The sequence below is a fragment of the Amycolatopsis sp. NPDC005003 genome (assembly GCF_053600695.1).
This window is the reverse complement of the sequence record NZ_JBSGAI010000114.1, coordinates 1-1,351: the sequence shown is the minus strand read 5'-3', so window position 1 is coordinate 1,351 and position 1,351 is coordinate 1. Positions and strand designations below refer to the sequence as shown.

The window sequence follows — 1,351 nt, the reverse complement described above, 5'->3', positions numbered from 1 at the left end:
ACCGTGTCCGCGAGGGCAAGGCGGGAAAGCGTGCCTTGACCCGGTGCCGCCGGCCGTGTTCTGGCTTCGGATCGGGGTTGCGGGGGGGTGTCCCTATGTGGTTGTCAAGCCGCAACGGGAGCTGGTTCGGGGTGGCGGTAGTGGGTGCCGTTGCGGAGCATGGCGTAGATGACGTCGCAGCGTCGGCGGGCCAGGCAGATCAGCGCGGCGTTGTGCTTCTTGCCCTCAGCCCGTTTGCGGTCGTAGTAGGCCCTGCTGGTCGGATCCGAGAGGGCGGCGAAGGCGGCGAGGAAGAACGCGCGTTTGAGCTGGCGGTTGCCGGTTCGGGCGGGATGTTCGCCTTTGATGCTGGTGCCGGAGCTGCGGGTCACCGGTGCGATGCCGGCGTAGGCGGCAAGATGCCCCGAGCTGGCGAAGTTCGAGGCGTCGCCGACTTCGAGGAGGATGCGGGCGGCGGTCCTGACGCCGATGCCGGGCATCGAGGTCAGGACCCCGGCAAGAGGGTGCGCATCGAGTATCCCCTCCACCTGCTCGGCGACCTGCTTCCGCTGGAGAAGCACGGTTTTGAGGCTGTCGGCCAGCCGCGGCAGCACGGTGTCCGCGGCGGCAGTGCCTGGGACGGTGACGGTCTGCTCGCCGAGGGCGGTCATGATCGCTTCGACCAGCCGCTCGCCCATGCGGGGCGCGTGGGCTTTGGCGATCGCGGTGAGTTTGCGGCGGCCGGCCTTGGTGATGCCGGCGGGGCCGCCGCAGCGGGAGAGGATTTCCAGCACCGCGGGGTGGCTGATCCGCGGGCCGATGGCGTGTTCGAGGGTGGGGTGGATGCCGGTGAGCAGGCCGCGGATGCGGTTGGCGATGCGGGTGGCTTCGCCGGCGAGGTCGTCGTCGAACCCGACCAGCACCTCCAGTTCGGCCAGGGCGTCGTCGCCGACGTCGACCGGGCGCAGGGTGTGGGGCAGGGTTCGGGCGGCGTCGGCGATGACGAACGCGTCCCGGGCGTCGGTTTTGGCGCGGCCGGGGTAGAGGTCGGCGATGCGGCGCATCGCCAGCCCGGGCAGGTAGGCAACCTGGTGACCGGCGGCGCGGGCGACCGCGACCGGCAGTGCCCCGATCGTGGCGGGCTGGTCGACCACCACCAGCAGCGGCCCGTGCTGGGCAAGTTTGTCGAACAGGGCTTTCAGCTTGGGTTCGGTGTTGGGCAGCGGAGCGTCGTGCAGCCGCTTGCCGTCGGGGTCGAGGCCGACGGCGTGGTGGTTGTCCTTGCCGACGTCCAGGCCGAGAAACACGCTGAAGCTGCTGCTCATCCACCATGCCGTTCGTTCGCCGTGACGTGGTCACCGGGTGGGGCATC

General features: G+C 70.3%; 1 protein-coding gene. It reads right to left on the bottom strand.

The window, feature by feature from the left end; translation table 11 throughout:
• Positions 1–104: 104 nt before the first annotated feature.
• Positions 105–1,304 carry an IS110 family transposase gene (locus tag ACWED2_RS48290; protein WP_449697235.1) on the bottom strand — a complete coding sequence of 400 codons (1,200 nt, stop codon included), beginning with the start codon at positions 1,302–1,304 and terminating at the stop codon, positions 105–107.
• Between the last annotated feature and the right edge of the window lie 47 nt (positions 1,305–1,351).